The following is a 16,556-nucleotide window of genomic DNA, read 5'->3' on the forward strand; positions in this document are numbered from 1 at the left end:
CGAGGAGTAATCCTTGAACTCGCCACCGAAGCGCTCGGCACCGATCTTGGTCAGTGCGGCGGTCAGCGTGGTCTTGCCGTGGTCGACGTGACCGATGGTGCCGACGTTGACGTGCGGCTTGGTGCGCTCGAACTTACCCTTTGCCATTGTTCTATACCTTGATTGTTCGTAAGTGGTTTCAAGAGAGGCTGAGCGAGGCTCAGCCCTTCTTCATGACGGCTTCGGCGATGTTGGTCGGAGCCGGCTCGTAGTGATCGAATTCCATGGTGAAGGTGGCGCGGCCCTGGGTCTGCGAACGCAGCGCAGTGGCGTAGCCGAACATTTCACCCAGCGGGATCATCGCGTTGATGATGCTGGCCGAACCGTCACCGGTGGTGTCGGAACCCTGCAGCACGCCGCGACGACGGCTGACGTCGCCCATCACGTCACCCTGGTAATCCTCCGGGGTCACGATCTCGACCTTCATGATCGGCTCCAGCAGCACCGGCTTGGCCTTGGCGAAGCCCTGCTTGAAGGCCATCGACGAAGCCAGCTTGAACGCCATTTCCGAGGAGTCGACGTCGTGGTACGAACCGAACACCAGCTTCACCTTGACGTCCACGACCGGGAAGCCAGCCAGCGGACCGCTGGTGATGGTTTCGCGCAGGCCCTTTTCAACCGACGGAATGAATTCCTTCGGGATCACGCCGCCGGTGATGTCGTTGATGAACAGGAAGTCGTCCTTGATGGCCGGAGCCAGCTTCGGATCGGCACGGTCTTCAGCGGTGATCGGCGACAGCTCGATCACGACGTGACCGTACTGACCCTTACCACCGGACTGCTTGGCGTGCTTGTAGTCCGACTTGACGTCAGCCAGGGTGATGGTTTCGCGGTAGGCCACCTGCGGCGCGCCGACGTTGGCTTCAACGTTGAACTCGCGCTTCAGGCGGTCGACGATGATGTCCAGGTGCAGCTCGCCCATGCCCGAGATGATGGTCTGGCCGGATTCTTCGTCGGTCTTGACGCGGAACGACGGATCTTCCTGCGCCAGACGGCCCAGGGCCAGACCCATCTTTTCCTGGTCCGACTTGGTCTTCGGCTCGACGGCCATCGAGATCACCGGCTCCGGGAACGTCATGCGCTCCAGGATGATCGGCGCGTCCACGGCGCACAGGGTGTCACCGGTGGTGGTGTCCTTCAGGCCCACCGCCGCGGCGATGTCGCCGGCCAGAACTTCCTTGATTTCCTCGCGGTTGTTCGAGTGCATCTGCAGGATGCGGCCGATGCGCTCCTTCTTGCCCTTCACCGAGTTCAGCACGGTGTCGCCACCGTTCAGGGTGCCCGAGTAGACGCGGAAGAAGGTCAGCGCGCCGACGAACGGGTCGGTGATGATCTTGAAGGCCAGCGACGAGAACGGAGCCTTGTCGTCCGACTTGCGGGTCATCTCGACGGTGTCGTCGTCAACGTCCACGCCCTTCACGTCCGGCACGTCGACCGGCGACGGCAGCAGCTGGATCACGCCGTCCAGCATGGCCTGCACGCCCTTGTTCTTGAAGGCCGAGCCGCAGTACATCGGCACGATCTCGGTGGCCAGGGTGCGGGTACGCAGCGCGTTGATGATTTCGGCCTCGGCCAGCTCTTCGCCGCCCAGGTACTTTTCCATCAGCTCTTCGCTGGCTTCGGCAGCGGTCTCGACCATGAACTGGCGAGCCTCTTCGGCAGCCGCCTGCAGCTCGGCCGGGATGTCGCTGTACTCGAACTTCATGCCCTGGGAAGCCTCATCCCAATGGATGGCCTTCATCTTCAGCAGGTCGACAACGCCCTTGAAGTTGTCTTCAGCGCCGATCGGCAGCTGCATCGGCACGGCAACGGCGCCCAGCTTGGCCTTCAGCTGGCCGACGACCTTCTGGAAGTTGGCACCGGTGCGGTCCATCTTGTTGACGAACGCGATGCGCGGCACGTGGTACTTGTTGGCCTGGCGCCACACGGTTTCCGACTGCGGCTGCACGCCACCGACGGCGCACAGGACGAAGACGGCACCGTCGAGCACGCGCAGCGAGCGCTCCACTTCGATGGTGAAGTCGACGTGCCCGGGGGTATCGATGATGTTGAAGCGGTGCTCCGGCAGGGACTTGTCCATGCCCTTCCAGAACGCGGTGGTGGCAGCGGACTGGATCGTGATGCCACGCTCCTGCTCCTGCTCCATCCAGTCCATGGTGGCGGCGCCGTCGTGCACTTCACCGATCTTGTGGCTCTTGCCGGTGTAGAACAGGATGCGCTCGGACGTGGTGGTCTTGCCGGCATCGATGTGAGCCATGATGCCGAAGTTGCGGTAACGCTCGATGGGAGTGGAACGGGCCACGGGAGCCTCTCAGATTTCTTGGATTTCGGATGGCCGAACGCCGCCTTTCGGCGGCCTTCGGATTGGCGCAGTCCTTCTGGGACCGCGAGGCAGCACGCACCTAAGTGGCGCTGCCCTGCCTGTTTTACAAGGCCGTCAAACTCACCAGCGGTAGTGGGCGAAGGCCTTGTTGGCTTCGGCCATGCGGTGGGTTTCTTCGCGCTTCTTGATGGCGCCGCCACGGTTTTCCGAGGCGTCGATCAGTTCAGCAGCCAGCTTCTTCGGCATGGTGTTCTCGCCACGCTTGCGCGCGGAGTCGATCAGCCAGCGCATGGCCAGGGCCATCTTGCGCGACGAACGCACTTCGACCGGCACCTGATAGGTGGCACCACCGACGCGGCGCGACTTGACTTCGACCGCCGGAGCGACGTTGTCCAGAGCCTTCTGCACCAGGTCAATGGCGTTGGCGCTGCTGTTCTTCTCGGTGATCACGTCCATGGCGCCGTACACGATCTTTTCGGCGACGGACTTCTTGCCGCTCTGCATGACCATGTTGATGAAGCGGGCGATGGTTTCGCTTCCGTGCTTCGGATCGGGCAGGACGGAACGCTGCGGAGTATTACCCTTACGCGACATAGTGCTCTCTCCTTATGCCTTCGGACGCTTGGCGCCGTACTTGGAACGGGCCTGGCGACGCTTGGCAACGCCGGCGGCGTCGAGCGAGCCACGAACGGTGTGGTAACGCACACCCGGCAGGTCCTTGACGCGACCGCCGCGGATCAGGACCACGGAGTGCTCCTGCAGGTTGTGGCCTTCACCACCGATGTAGGAAATCACCTCTTCCTGGTTGGTCAGGCGGACCTTGGCAACCTTGCGCAGAGCCGAGTTCGGCTTCTTCGGAGTGGTGGTGTAGACACGGGTGCAGACGCCACGGCGCTGCGGGCACTTGTCGAGCGCCGGCGAGGCACTCTTGTAGGTGGTCGCTTGCCGCGGCTTGCGGACCAGCTGGTTGATCGTCGCCATCAGTAGGTTCTTCTGATTGGTGGCCGGAAAATCCGACCAGAGATGCGGAAATGTTAAAGCAGGCCAAAATTCTGGCCTGCTGAGACAGACGATTGTAGCAACCTGCCAGGAAAGCAGTCAAACGCCTCCTGTCAAGCCCGCCCCTGATCCCGGGACGTTACTGGGGGGCCTCCATGTACCCCGTTCAGGTTGGCCGGGCCGATCGCGGACGATCGCCCCTGCCCTTTCCCAATCCCGTCAATGCACCGACGGGGTGGTCCGGCCGTGTGGCCGGACCGGATGCCTCATTCTTCGCCCGAAGCCTGTTCAGCTTCAGTTTCAACCACTGCGGCCTCGGCGACGGCCGGGGTGCCGGCCAGGGTCTGCATCTCCGACTCGGTGAGACCGGAGGCGCCGCGACGACGGTTGCTGTGGTACGCCAGGCCGGTACCGGCCGGAATCAGGCGACCCACGATGACGTTTTCCTTCAGGCCGCGCAGGTTGTCCGAGGTGCCGCGGACGGCCGCTTCGGTCAGCACGCGGGTGGTTTCCTGGAACGATGCGGCCGAGATGAACGATTCGGTCGCCAGCGATGCCTTGGTGATGCCCAGCAGGACCGGATCGAAACGTGCCGGCAGCTCGTTGCGGGTCGACAGGCGCGCATTCTCCTCGATAACGCGCTGACGCTCCACCTGTTCGCCGTTCAGGAACTTGCTGCCGCCCTGGTCGGTGATCTCGACCTTGCGCAGCATCTGGCGGGTGATCACCTCGATGTGCTTGTCGTTGATCTTCACGCCCTGCAGGCGGTACACGTCCTGGATTTCCTTCACCAGGTAGGCCGCCAGCGGCTCGACACCCAGCAGGCGCAGGATGTCCTGCGGGCTCGGCTCGCCGTCCACGATGGTTTCACCCTTGGTGACATGCTCGCCTTCGAACACGATGACCTGACGGTACTTCGGGATCAGCTCTTCGTGCTCCGAACCATCGGTGTCCTTGATGATCAGGCGCTGCTTGCCCTTGGTGTCCTTGCCGAAGCTGATGATGCCCGAACGCTCGGCCAGCACCGCCGGATCCTTCGGCTTGCGCGCTTCGAACAGGTCGGCCACGCGCGGCAGACCACCGGTGATGTCGCGGGTCTTCGACGCTTCCTGCGGGATCTTGGCGACGACGTCGCCCACGCCCACCGGGGCGCCATCCTGCAGGTTGACGATCGAACGCGGCGGCAGCAGGTACTGCGCCGGCAGGTCGGTGCCCGGGATCGACAGATCGTTGCCCTTGGCATCAACGATGCGCACGATCGGGCGCAGGTCCTTGGCCTGGGTACCACGACGCTTCGGATCGGTGATCTCGCGCGAGGCCAGGCCGGTCAGCTCGTCGGTCTTCTCGATGACGGTGATGCCGTCGACGAAGTCGATGAAGCGGATGAAGCCGGCCACTTCCGACACGATCGGGTGGTTATGCGGATCCCAGTTGGCCACGGTCTGGCCCGCCTTGATCGCATCACCGTCCTTGGACGTGATGGTCGCACCGTACGGCAGCTTGTAACGCTCACGCTCACGGCCGTGGGCATCGAGCACCGAGATTTCGCCCGAGCGCGACACTGCCACCAGCGAGCCGTTGGCATGCTCGACCGACTTGAGGTTGCTGAACTTGACCGAGCCGGTGGTCTTGACGGTGATGTTGTCGACCGCTGCAGCTCGCGACGCCGCACCACCGATGTGGAACGTACGCATGGTCAGCTGGGTACCCGGCTCACCGATGGACTGGGCGGCGATGACGCCGACCGCTTCACCGATGTTGACCAGGTGGCCACGGGCCAGGTCGCGGCCGTAGCAGCGCGAGCAGACACCGAACGCCGATTCGCAGGAGATGGTCGAGCGGACCTTGATGGTCTGCACGCCGGCATCTTCCAGCTTGGCGACCCAGGCTTCGTCGAGCAGGGTGTTGCGGGTGACGATCGGATCCTCGTCGTTGCCCGGCAGGAACACGTCCTCGGCAACCACGCGGCCCAGCACGCGGTCCTTCAGCGGCTCGACCACGTCGCCGCCTTCCACGATCGGGGTCATGATCAGGCCTTCGGTGGTACCGCAATCCACCTCGGTGATCACCACGTCCTGCGCGACGTCGACCAGACGACGGGTCAGGTAACCCGAGTTCGCGGTCTTCAGCGCGGTATCGGCCAGACCCTTACGGGCACCGTGGGTGGAGTTGAAGTACTCCTGCACGTTCAGGCCTTCGCGGAAGTTCGCCTTGATGGGCGTCTCGATGATCGAGCCGTCCGGGCGGGCCATCAGGCCGCGCATGCCGGCCAGCTGACGGATCTGCGCCTGCGAACCACGCGCACCGGAGTCGGCCATGATGTACAGCGAGTTCATCGACTTCTGGTCGATGGTCTCACCCTTGGCATTGACCACCTTCTCGGTACCGATGGTGTCCATCATCGCCTTGGCGATGCGCTCGTTGGTGCGCGACCAGATGTCGACCACCTTGTTGTAGCGCTCGCCGGCGGTGACCAGGCCCGACTGGTACTGCTCCTGGATTTCCAGCACTTCGGCTTCGGCCTCGGTGAGGATGCCCTTCTTCTCGTCCGGGATCAGCATGTCGTCGATGCCGATCGAGACGCCGGCGCGGGTCGCGTAGGCGAAGCCGGTGTACATCAGCTTGTCGGCGAACACGACCGTGTCCTTCAGGCCCAGCTGGCGGTAGCTGGAGTTGATCAGGCGGCTGATGTTCTTCTTGGTCAGCTCGGTGTTGGCCAGCGCGAACGGCAGGCCTTCCGGCAGGATTTCAGCCAGCAGGGCGCGACCGATCGTGGTGTCCACGATCGAGGTCTTGTTCTGCTTGTTGCCGTCTTCGTCGGTCACCACCTCGGTGATGCGGACCTTGACCTTGGCGTGCAGTTCCACCACGCGGTTGTCATAGGCGCGCTTGACTTCGGCGATGTTGGCGAAGGCCATGCCCTCGCCCTTCTTGTTCTCCAGCGAGCGGGTCATGTAGTACAGACCCAGCACGACGTCCTGCGACGGCACGATGATCGGCTCGCCGTTGGCCGGCGACAGGATGTTGTTGGTCGACATCATCAGCGCACGCGCTTCCAGCTGGGCTTCCAGCGAGAGCGGCACGTGGACGGCCATCTGGTCACCGTCGAAGTCGGCGTTGAACGCGGTGCAGACCAGCGGGTGCAGCTGGATGGCCTTGCCTTCGATCAGCACCGGCTCGAACGCCTGGATGCCCAGGCGGTGCAGGGTCGGCGCACGGTTCAGCATCACCGGATGCTCGCGGATGACCTCTTCCAGGATGTCCCAGACTTCGGCTTCTTCGCGCTCGACCAGCTTCTTGGCGGCCTTGATGGTGGTGGCCAGGCCACGACGCTGCAGCTTGGCGAAGACGAACGGCTTGAACAGCTCCAGCGCCATCTTCTTCGGCAGGCCGCACTGGTGCAGGCGCAGGTACGGACCGACCACGATGACCGAACGGCCCGAGTAGTCGACGCGCTTGCCGAGCAGGTTCTGGCGGAAGCGACCCTGCTTGCCCTTGATCATGTCGGCCAGCGACTTCAGCGGGCGCTTGTTGGTGCCGGTGATGGCACGGCCGCGACGGCCGTTGTCCAGCAGCGCATCGACCGATTCCTGCAGCATGCGCTTTTCATTGCGCACGATGATGTCCGGCGCGCTCAGTTCGAGCAGGCGGCGCAGGCGGTTGTTGCGGTTGATGACGCGGCGGTACAGGTCGTTCAGGTCGGAGGTCGCGAAGCGGCCGCCATCCAGCGGAACCAGCGGGCGCAGGTCCGGCGGCAGCACCGGCAGCACGGTCATGACCATCCACTCCGGACGGTTGCCCGATTCCAGGAAGGCCTCGATCAGCTTGATGCGCTTGGTCAGTCGCTTCAGCTTGGTTTCCGAACCGGTCGCAGCGATTTCCTCGCGCAGGCGGGTCATCTCCGACTGCAGGTCGATCGTGCGCAGCAGCTCGTACACCGCCTCGGCGCCCATCGCGGCGTCGAAGTCGTCACCGTGCTCCTGGCGGGCCTGCAGGTACTGTTCTTCGGTCAGCAGCTGGCGACGCTCCAGGGCGGTCAGGCCCGGCTCGGTCACCACGTACGCTTCGAAGTACAGCACGCGCTCGATGTCGCGCAGGGTCATGTCCAGCATCAGGCCGATGCGCGACGGCAGCGACTTCAGGAACCAGATGTGCGCGACCGGCGAAGCCAGGTCGATGTGGCCCATGCGCTCACGACGCACCTTGGCCAGGGTCACTTCGGTGCCGCACTTTTCGCAGACCACGCCGCGGTGCTTCATGCGCTTGTACTTGCCGCACAGGCACTCGTAGTCCTTCACCGGGCCGAAGATGGCGGCGCAGAACAGGCCGTCGCGTTCCGGCTTGAAGGTACGGTAGTTGATGGTTTCCGGCTTCTTCACTTCGCCGAAGGACCACGAACGGATCAGGTCCGGCGAGGCCAGCGCGATCTTGATCGCGTCGAAGTCCAGCGTCTGGCGCTGCTGGTTGAAGAGGTTGAGCAGGTCTTTCATGGTGTTCTCCAGAAGGAGGAATGCTGTGTCGATGGGCTTTCAGTTCACTGCCAGCGGCGCGGCGGCGGGGGCCGCCGCGCCGGCATGGATCAGTTGTCTTCCAGTTCCATGTTGATGGCCAGCGAGCGGATTTCCTTCACGAGCACGTTGAAGGATTCCGGCATGCCCGCGACCATCTCGTGCTCACCGTCGACGATGTTCTTGTACATCTGGTTGCGGCCCTGCACGTCATCGGACTTCACCGTCAGCATTTCCTGCAGGGTGTAGGCCGCGCCGTAGGCTTCCAGCGCCCAGACTTCCATTTCACCGAAGCGCTGGCCGCCGAACTGCGCCTTGCCGCCCAGCGGCTGCTGGGTGACGAGCGAGTACGGACCGGTCGAACGCGCGTGCATCTTGTCGTCGACCAGGTGGTTCAGCTTCAGGTAGTGCATGTAACCGACGGTGGTGTGGCGATCGAAGGCTTCACCGGTGCGGCCGTCGTACAGCTGGGTCTGGCCACTGCTCGGCAGGTCGGCCAGTTCCAGCATGCGCTTGATTTCCGCTTCGGTGGCGCCGTCGAACACCGGGGTGGCCATCGGCACGCCGTCGGTCAGGTTGCGGGCCAGACGCAGCAGTTCCTCGTCGCTGAACTGCGACAGGTCGACACGGTTGGCCACGTTGGTGTCGTCGTGGTTGTAGATGTCGTCCAGGAACTTGCGCAGGTCGGCCACCGCGGCCTGGGCTTCCAGCATCGCCTGGATCTTGCGACCCAGGCCCTTGGCCGCCCAGCCCAGGTGCACTTCCAGGATCTGGCCGATGTTCATGCGCGACGGCACGCCCAGCGGGTTCAGCACGATGTCCACGGTTTCGCCCGAGGCCATGTACGGCATGTCCTCGACCGGCACCACGTTGGAGACCACACCCTTGTTGCCGTGGCGGCCTGCCATCTTGTCGCCCGGCTGGATGCGGCGCTTCACGGCCAGGAACACCTTGACCATCTTCAGCACGCCCGGAGCGAGGTCGTCACCGGCGGTGATCTTGCCGCGCTTGTCGGCGAAGCGACGCTCGAATTCCTTCTCGTGCGCCTGGATCTGCTTCTGCGCGCGCTCGATGGCTTCCGAAGCGTCTTCGTCCTTCATGCGCAGCGCGAACCAGTCAGCCTTCTTCAGGCCGTCCAGGAAGGCGTCGGTGATCACGTCGCCCTTCTTCAGGCCAGCGCCGCCGTTGACCACCTTGCCCACGATCTGCGAACGCAGACGCATGTAGATGGCGGCTTCCAGGATGCGGAACTGGTCGTCGAAGTCCTTCTTGACGCGCTTGATTTCAGACTCTTCGATCTGGCGGGCGCGCTTGTCCTTCTCGATGCCGTCGCGGGTGAAGACCTGCACGTCGATGACGGTGCCGTCCATGCCCGGCGGAACGCGCAGCGAGCTGTCCTTCACGTCCGAAGCCTTCTCGCCGAAGATCGCGCGCAGCAGCTTCTCTTCCGGGGTCAGCTGGCTTTCGCCCTTCGGGGTGACCTTGCCGACCAGGATGTCGCCGGCACGGACTTCCGCGCCGATGTACACCACGCCGCTCTCGTCCAGGCGGTTCAGCGCCTGCTCGGAGACGTTCGGGATGTCGGCGGAGATTTCCTCCGGCCCCAGCTTGGTGTCACGCGCGACGCAGGTCAGCTCTTCGATGTGGATCGTGGTGTAACGATCCTCTTCCACCACGCGCTCGGAGAGCAGGATGGAGTCTTCGAAGTTGTAGCCGTTCCACGGCATGAACGCGATCAGCATGTTCTGGCCGAGGGCCAGTTCGCCGATGTCGGTGGACGGGCCGTCGGCCAGCACGTCGCCGCGGGCGATGACGTCACCGACCTGGACCAGCGGACGCTGGTTGATGCAGGTGTTCTGGTTCGAACGGGTGTACTTGACCAGGTTGTAGATGTCCACGCCTGCGTCGGTGGCGCCAACGATCTCTTCCTCGTTGACCTTGACCACGATGCGGGCCGCGTCGATCTGCACGATCTCGCCGCCACGGCGGGCGTTCACGGTCACGCCGGAGTCGCGCGCCACGGCGCGCTCGATGCCGGTACCCACCAGCGGCTTCTGCGCACGCAGGGTCGGCACGGCCTGACGCTGCATGTTGGCGCCCATCAGTGCGCGGTTGGCGTCATCGTGCTCCAGGAACGGAACCAGCGCGGCCGCGATCGACACGGTCTGCATCGGCGAGACGTCCATGAAGTGGACTTCCGCCGGCGGCTTCAGCAGCGATTCGCCCTGGAAGCGGCACGGGACGAATTGCTCGGTAAGGGTGCCCTTGGCGTCGGTCAGCGCGTTGGCCTGCGCAATGACGTACTCGTTTTCTTCGATCGCCGACAGGAACTCGACTTCGTCATAGACCTTGCCGTCCACGACCTTGCGGTACGGGGTCTCGAGGAAACCGTACTGGTTGGTGCGGGCGTACACGGCCAGCGAGTTGATCAGGCCGATGTTCGGGCCTTCCGGGGTTTCGATGGTGCAGACGCGGCCGTAATGGGTCGGGTGCACGTCGCGCACTTCGAAGCCGGCGCGCTCGCGGGTCAGGCCGCCCGGGCCCAGCGCCGAGACGCGACGCTTGTGCGTCACTTCCGACAGCGGGTTGTTCTGGTCCATGAACTGCGACAGCTGCGAGGAGCCGAAGAACTCCTTGATGGCAGCGGCGACCGGCTTGGCGTTGATCAGCTCCTGCGGGGTCAGGCCTTCCGACTCGGCCATCGACAGGCGCTCCTTGACCGCGCGCTCGACACGGACCAGGCCGACGCGGAACACGTTCTCGGCCATTTCACCGACCGAGCGCACGCGACGGTTGCCCAGGTGATCGATGTCGTCGACCACGCCGCGACCGTTGCGGATCTCGGTCAGGACCTTGATCACGTCCAGGATGTCGGAGCTGTCGCCGTGGGCGGCGACCAGGCGCTTGGACTCTTCGTCGTTGCGCTCACCGAAGTACTTGCTGTCGTACAGCACGGCTTCGCCGGTGGTTTCCTTGCGGCCCACGCGACGGTTGAACTTCATGCGGCCGACCGCGGACAGGTCGTAGCGCTCGAAGGTGAAGAACAGGTTGTGGAACAGGTTCTGCGCGGCATCCTTGGTCGGCGGCTCGCCCGGACGCATCATGCGGTAGATCTCGACCAGGGCTTCCAGCTGGGTCTTGGTCGGGTCGATGCGCAGAGTGTTGGACAGGTACGGACCACGATCCAGGTCGTTCACCCACAGGGTGCCGACCGCGTCAACGCCGGCCTTGCGGAAGGCCTGCAGCTGTTCGTCGGTGATCTCGTCGTTGGCCTGGGCCAGCAGTTCGCCGGTCGAGGCATCGACCACGTCGTGCGACAGGATGCGGCCGACGATGTAGTCGTCCGGCACGGCCAGGGCGGCGATGCCCGAGGCTTCCAGCTGCTTGATGTGGCGTGCGGTGATGCGCTTGCCGGCTTCCACGATGACCTTGTCGCCGTCGGCGAGGTCGAAGCCCAGGGTTTCGCCACGCAGGCGCTCGGGCACCAGCTCCAGCTGGACGCCTTCATCCGGGTTGATGTGGAAGGTGTTGATCTCGAAGAACTCGGCCAGCATCTCTTCGTTGCTGTAGCCAAGCGCGCGCAGCAGGATCGACACCGGCAGCTTGCGGCGGCGGTCGATACGGGTGAACAGCGCGTCCTTCGGGTCGAACTCGAAGTCCAGCCAGGAGCCGCGGTAAGGAATGATGCGGGCGCTGTACAGCAGCTTGCCCGAGCTGTGGGTCTTGCCACGGTCGTGGTCGAAGAACACGCCCGGCGAGCGGTGCAGCTGGGAGACGATGACGCGCTCGGTGCCGTTGACGATGAAGGTGCCGTTCTCGGTCATCAGCGGGATTTCGCCCAGATAGACCTCCTGCTCCTTCACGTACTTGATGGCCTTGGTCGACGACTCGCGGTCGTAGATCACCAGGCGCACGGTGACGCGCAGCGGGGCGCCGTAGCTCATGCCGCGCTGGCGGCACTCACGCTCGTCGAAGACCGGTTCGCCCAGCTTGTAGCCGACGTATTCCAGGGCAGCATTGCCGCTGTAGCTGGCGATCGGGAAGACCGACTTCAGCGCGGCATGCAGGCCGTGGTCCGTGCGCTTGGCCGGATCGACGTTTTCCTGCAGGAATTCACGATAGGAATCCACCTGGATGGCGAGCAGGAACGGCACTTCGAGAATCGAGCGCTGCTTGCCGAAATCCTTGCGGATACGCTTTTTTTCGGTGAACGAATAGGACGTCATGAGGTCTTCCACCTTGTTGTGCGGGCCGTGCGTCCACGACCCTGAAGGGAACTTGAAATTGTCAGTTGGAAGTCGCTGGTATTGCCGGCACCAGCACGCCTTCTCCCGCTACTTCCAACTGCCAACTCGTCTGCTACCACGCCCCCGCTGCCGCGCCGTGCGCTGGCCTGCCGGGGTTTGACTGCAGCCCGTGTTGGGCTTTTTTCCTGCTTTTGAAACGGTAGAGTCGACTGTTGGTCGACTTCCTTCACAGCAGTCGACCAACCGTCGACTCTACACCACCGCAACAACGACCAAAGGCCGGGGGCTTACGCCCCCAGCCTTGGCTGCATCGCCGCGAATCGATGACGATGCAAGGGAACTGCTTACTTGACTTCGACAGTCGCGCCAGCAGCTTCCAGGTCCTTCTTCATCTTCTCGGCGTCTTCCTTCGAAGCGCCTTCCTTCAGGACGCCACCGGCTTCGGCCAGGTCCTTCGCTTCCTTCAGGCCCAGGCCGGTGATGGCGCGGACGGCCTTGATGACCTCGACCTTCTTCTCGCCGGCGGTCTTCAGGGTGACGGTGAATTCGGTCTGCTCTTCAACAGCAGCAGCCGGGCCAGCGGCAGCAGCCACGGCAACCGGAGCAGCGGCGGAGACGCCGAACTTCTCTTCGATGGCCTTGACCAGCTCCATCACTTCCATCAGGGACTTCTCGGCGATGGCGTCGACGATCTGTTCGTTGGTAAGGGACATGATAAATACCTTTGGATGATTTTCTGGGTTGAGGTTCCGTCAGGAACCACGGTAAGTCGAAACTCAGGCGGTCTCGGCGGCCGGCTCGGCAGCGTCGGCGGCGACGTCGCCACCACCCTGCTTCTCGCCAACGGCCTTGATGGCGCGGGCGAACATCGTGACCGGCTCGGTCAGGACGCGGGCCAGCATGGCCAGGGCCTGGTCGCGGGTCGGCAGCGAGGCCAGCACTTCGACGTGGCTTGCCGGGAACACTTCGCCACCGATGGCGACGACCTTAGCCTTCAGCTTGTCGTTGCCCTTGGCGGCTTCCTTGATCAGGCGACCGGCAGCGCCGGGCTCCTCGAGCGAGAACGCGTACAGCAGCGGACCAACCATCTGGTCCTGGGCGACTGCGAACTCGGTGCCTTCAACGGCGCGCGAAGCCAGGGTGTTCTTGACAACCTTCAAGAAAACACCGGTTTCACGAGCCTGCTTGCGCATCGCGGTCATCTGGGCGACCGTGGTGCCAGCGTATTCGGCTGCGATCAAGGAGTGGGCCTTGGCGGCGACGTCTGCCAGCTCGGCGACTACTTCTTGCTTCTGGGACAGATTGAGAGCCATTGCACTCCTCCTATTGAACTCCGCTTACGGCTCCTGCCGTGTGCGGTCCTGTGCGGCATCCGTCCTGGACGCCGGGAACATCGGGATGATGTTCCGGGGGTGGGCCGTTCTAGACCTGGAGTGGGCCAACCTGGGAAACCCAGACGTGCGTGAACCAGAAAAACTCCAGAAGGGCACCATCTACGCAGGGTGATTCCGGGGAATCGATTAAGCGTTCATGACTGCTCCGGCGGCGACTCCTTGCCAGATCGAGCCTCCCTGCCCGTCGCCGGTATTGCCACGACCGCGCCTGCGGTCTTTGACGGCTACCGCAGGCGATGCACTGCCAGCGATGCCTTCAAATGTCACGGTCACGGCACCGAAATGCCGTGACCGCTCGAAACGATTACTTCAGGGTCAGCGACGACTGGTCGACGGTGACGCCCGGGCCCATCGTCGAGCTGACCGAAACCTTCTGCAGGTAGGTGCCCTTCGAGGTGGCCGGCTTGGCCTTGATCAGGTCCAGCAGCAGCGCGGTCAGGTTCGACTTCAGCGCGTCTTCGGCGAAGTCGGCCTTGCCGATGGTGCAGTGGATGATGCCGGCCTTGTCGGTGCGGTAACGGACCTGGCCCGACTTGGCGTTCTTCACGGCTTCACCCGGGTTCGGGGAAACGGTGCCGACCTTCGGGTTCGGCATCAGGCCGCGCGGGCCCAGCACGGTGCCCAGCTTGCCGACGACGCGCATGGCGTCCGGGGTCGCGATGACGACGTCGTAGTTCAGATCGCCGGCCTGCATCTTCTCGGCCAGATCGTCCATACCGACGGCTTCGGCGCCAGCGGCCAGGGCTTCGTCAGCCTTGGCACCGGCCGGAGCGAACACGGCGACGCGGACCGACTTGCCGGTACCGGCCGGCAGCACGGTGGAGCCACGGACCTGCTGGTCGGACTTCTTCGCATCGACGCCCAGGCGCACGGCAACGTCGATCGACTCGACGAACTTGGCCTTGGTGGCGGTCTTCAGGATGTTGATCGCGTCCTCGAAGGCATATGCCTTGCCCGGAACGACGGCGGCCTTGATGGCCTTCTCACGCTTGGTCTGTGCCATCTTATTAACCCTCCACCACGAGGCCCATGGAACGGGCAGAGCCAGCGATGGTACGCACGGCGGCGTCCAGGTCGGCGGCAGTCAGATCCGGTTCCTTCGCCTTGGCGATCTCTTCCAGCTGCTTACGGGTGACCTTGCCGACCTTCTCAGTGTTCGGGCGCTTGGAGCCCGACGAGATGCCAGCGGCCTTCTTCAGCAGGGTGGTGGCCGGGGTGCTCTTGGTGATGAAGGTGAACGTACGGTCCGAGTAGGCCGTGATGATCACCGGAACCGGCAGACCCGGCTCGAGCTTCTGCGTGGCAGCGTTGAACGCCTTGCAGAATTCCATGATGTTCAGACCACGCTGACCCAGCGCGGGACCGACCGGCGGCGAGGGGTTGGCCTGACCGGCCTTCACCTGCAGCTTGATGTAACCGACAACTTTCTTTGCCATGTGAGTGCTCTCCGGGTGCTAGCGCCTTTCGACAACAGGCTCCCCATCGGACCGGGAATCACGCGTCCCGGCATCGCGTTTTGAAATCATGCCGAAGGCCACCTTTCGGCGGCCTCGTCCTGCTGGCTTCCCAGCGGGGAGCCGCGCACTATAACAGGTTTTTTCTTCACATGCCTGAAGCGGCATCTAAACGAACGAAACCGGGCGCCGCCCGGTTTCTGGTCCGGCGTCGAGCGTGGCTCGACGCGACAGACAGGTCAGACGGCCTTTTCGACCTGGCCGAACTCGAGTTCGACCGGCGTGGCACGGCCGAAGATCAGCACCGAGACGCGCAGACGGCTCTTCTCGTAGTTGACCTCTTCGACGACGCCGTTGAAATCGTTGAACGGGCCGTCGGTGACACGGACCATCTGGCCCGGCTCGAACAGCACCTTGGGACGCGGCTTCTCGACACCTTCCTGAACGCGGTTCAGGATGGCCTCGGCCTCGGAATCGGCGATCGGCAGCGGGCGATCAGCGGTACCGCCGATGAAGCCCATCACGCGCGGGGTTTCCTTGACCAGATGCCAGCTTTCGTTGTCGATGCGCGGAATGCCGGCTTCTTCGTGGGTCTCGATCTGGACCAGCACATAGCCCGGGAAGAACTTGCGCTCGGAGCGGCGCTTCTGGCCAGCGCGCATCTCGACCACTTCTTCGGTCGGAACCAGGACGTCGCCGAAGCGCTCTTCCATGCCGTCACGGACGATGCGATCGCGCAGGGCCTGCGCCACCGACTTCTCGAAGCCCGAATAGGCGTGAACGACGTACCAACGCTTCATGCAATTCTCCTTAGCGGCTCAGGAACCACTGAGTCAGTTTCTGGATCAGGAAGTCGAAGCCACCCAGCAGCAGGCTGAGGATGAGCACCACGACGATCACGACCCAGGTCATGCGGATGGCTTCCTGGCGCGTCGGCCAGACCACCTTGCGCAGTTCGAAGCGCGACTCGGAGAGGAATTCGCGGGTGTCGCGCCCCTTGCCGGTCAGCATGAACACGCCGATACCGCCAACCAGACCGACCACGACCGCCAACGCACGCACCTGACCCGCCCACGCACCCAGCTGGGCGGCGCGACCGGAGTCGGCGGAGAACCAGAACCAGACGAACAGACCGGCCAGCACCAGCAACGATGCGGCGACATACTTGACGATATCTCCACCATTGGCGGAGTTGTCCTTGGAGTGTTCGATCTTGCTATTCATCCGGCTGTGTCTGCTTTAGCGGCGCAGGCCGCTGGGTAAGGTGGGCAGATGGCACGCCAGGAGGGACTCGAACCCCCAACCTGCGGTTTTGGAGACCGCTGCTCTGCCAATTGAGCTACTGGCGTACGTTGAAAACTTGCCTTCCCTTAGACGGCGAAGGCGGACCGAGGTTCCCGGCCCGCCATTCGCGTAACCGGCGGCGCTATGCAACCACCGGTACTGCAGGCTTACTCGATGATCTTCGAGACCACGCCGGCGCCGACGGTACGGCCGCCTTCGCGGATGGCGAAGCGCAGGCCTTCGTCCATGGCCACCGGGTTGATCAGGGTGACGACCATCTTGACGTTGTCACCCGGCATCACCATTTC

At 63.7% G+C, this 16,556-nt stretch carries 13 protein-coding genes and 1 tRNA gene; all 14 read right to left on the bottom strand.

The window, feature by feature from the left end; genetic code table 11:
- Positions 1-147 (bottom strand): GTP-binding protein (locus AC5P9C_RS20085; RefSeq protein ID WP_230078978.1); only part of this gene is annotated, 147 nt, incomplete at its 3' end.
- Between the two features lie 52 nt (positions 148-199).
- Positions 200-2,341 carry an elongation factor G gene (gene fusA, locus AC5P9C_RS20090; protein ID WP_049470847.1) on the bottom strand — a complete coding sequence of 714 codons (2,142 nt, stop codon included), beginning with the start codon at positions 2,339-2,341 and terminating at the stop codon, positions 200-202.
- Between the two features lie 141 nt (positions 2,342-2,482).
- Positions 2,483-2,956: a 30S ribosomal protein S7 gene (rpsG, locus tag AC5P9C_RS20095; protein ID WP_014036101.1), complete on the bottom strand. Its 474-nt coding sequence runs from the start codon at positions 2,954-2,956 to the stop codon at positions 2,483-2,485.
- Positions 2,957-2,968: 12 nt separating this feature from the next.
- Positions 2,969-3,343: a 30S ribosomal protein S12 gene (gene rpsL, locus AC5P9C_RS20100; protein WP_004145320.1), complete on the bottom strand. Its 375-nt coding sequence runs from the start codon at positions 3,341-3,343 to the stop codon at positions 2,969-2,971.
- A 284-nt stretch (positions 3,344-3,627) separates the two neighbouring features.
- Positions 3,628-7,851, bottom strand: a complete 4,224-nt coding sequence (gene rpoC / locus AC5P9C_RS20105; protein ID WP_057495054.1) for a DNA-directed RNA polymerase subunit beta' — start codon at positions 7,849-7,851, stop codon at positions 3,628-3,630.
- Between the two features lie 89 nt (positions 7,852-7,940).
- A complete protein-coding gene (gene rpoB / locus AC5P9C_RS20110; protein WP_019662235.1) occupies positions 7,941-12,095 on the bottom strand; it encodes a DNA-directed RNA polymerase subunit beta in 4,155 nt (1,384 codons plus the stop codon).
- Positions 12,096-12,460: 365 nt separating this feature from the next.
- Positions 12,461-12,829 carry a 50S ribosomal protein L7/L12 gene (gene rplL, locus AC5P9C_RS20115; RefSeq protein ID WP_014646047.1) on the bottom strand — a complete coding sequence of 123 codons (369 nt, stop codon included), beginning with the start codon at positions 12,827-12,829 and terminating at the stop codon, positions 12,461-12,463.
- Positions 12,830-12,892: 63 nt separating this feature from the next.
- The gene (gene rplJ / locus AC5P9C_RS20120; RefSeq protein WP_010480377.1) at positions 12,893-13,429 is read right to left on the bottom strand and encodes a 50S ribosomal protein L10; all 537 of its coding nucleotides are present in this window, start codon (positions 13,427-13,429) and stop codon (positions 12,893-12,895) included.
- 385 nt (positions 13,430-13,814) lie between these two features.
- Positions 13,815-14,513: a 50S ribosomal protein L1 gene (rplA, locus tag AC5P9C_RS20125; protein ID WP_014646045.1), complete on the bottom strand. Its 699-nt coding sequence runs from the start codon at positions 14,511-14,513 to the stop codon at positions 13,815-13,817.
- Between the two features lie 4 nt (positions 14,514-14,517).
- Entirely contained in the window at positions 14,518-14,946 is a 429-nt protein-coding gene (rplK, locus tag AC5P9C_RS20130; RefSeq protein ID WP_004145248.1) for a 50S ribosomal protein L11, read from the bottom strand.
- Between the two features lie 257 nt (positions 14,947-15,203).
- Positions 15,204-15,764, bottom strand: a complete 561-nt coding sequence (nusG, locus tag AC5P9C_RS20135) for a transcription termination/antitermination protein NusG (protein ID WP_004154362.1) — start codon at positions 15,762-15,764, stop codon at positions 15,204-15,206.
- A gap of 10 nt (positions 15,765-15,774) precedes the next feature.
- Positions 15,775-16,188, bottom strand: coding sequence for a preprotein translocase subunit SecE (gene secE / locus AC5P9C_RS20140; RefSeq protein WP_014646044.1), 414 nt, complete (start codon positions 16,186-16,188; stop codon positions 15,775-15,777).
- A 49-nt stretch (positions 16,189-16,237) separates the two neighbouring features.
- Positions 16,238-16,313 (bottom strand) — tRNA-Trp (locus tag AC5P9C_RS20145).
- A 102-nt stretch (positions 16,314-16,415) separates the two neighbouring features.
- Positions 16,416-16,556: EF-Tu C-terminal domain-related protein (locus AC5P9C_RS20150; RefSeq protein ID WP_487247787.1), on the bottom strand; the 141-nt coding region annotated here is incomplete at its 5' end.

It is taken from the genome of Stenotrophomonas sp. YJH_SMC_10, assembly GCF_059371555.1.